This is a genomic window from Bradyrhizobium sp. CFUWI (assembly GCF_056429085.1).
This window is the reverse complement of the sequence record NZ_JBWJZE010000160.1, coordinates 1-473: the sequence shown is the minus strand read 5'-3', so window position 1 is coordinate 473 and position 473 is coordinate 1. Positions and strand designations below refer to the sequence as shown.

At 73.6% G+C, this 473-nt stretch carries 1 protein-coding gene; it reads left to right on the top strand.

Annotated elements, in window-relative coordinates:
* Nucleotides 1–334: sensor histidine kinase (locus AC066S_RS39200; RefSeq protein WP_478271960.1), on the top strand; the 334-nt coding region annotated here is incomplete at its 5' end.
* Nucleotides 335–473: the final 139 nt, after the last annotated feature.

The following is a 473-nucleotide window of genomic DNA, read 5'->3' as shown; positions in this document are numbered from 1 at the left end:
GGCCGACCCGGGGCTGCTGGAAGAGGCCCTGTCGAACCTGATCGACAACGCGTTGAAGTACACGCCGGAGGGCGGATGCGTCACCGTGCGCGTGGCTGCCAGCGATGGGGTAGTGGTTCTGAGCGTGGCCGACGACGGACCGGGGATTCCGGCCGAAGACCTGCCGCGTGTGACCGAGCGGTTCTTCCGGGCCGGCAACACGCAGGGTTCGGGCTCCGGCCTGGGCCTCGCCATCGTCGCCGCGATCGCCCGGCGGCATGGCGCGCGCCTGGTGCTGGCGCCCGCCACGGGCGAAGGTGGCCTGGTCGTGGGCCTGGAATTCCCGCTGCCTTGAAGGCAGGAGGGCCCGCGTGCCGGTGCAGGCGGCCTACCGGGCCGTGCGCAGCCCGAAATCCTCCGCCAGCTGGCGGTACCGCGCCACCTGCTGCCGCACGCGCTCGTCCAGCGCCCGGCCCACGAGCGCGGGCGGGTAC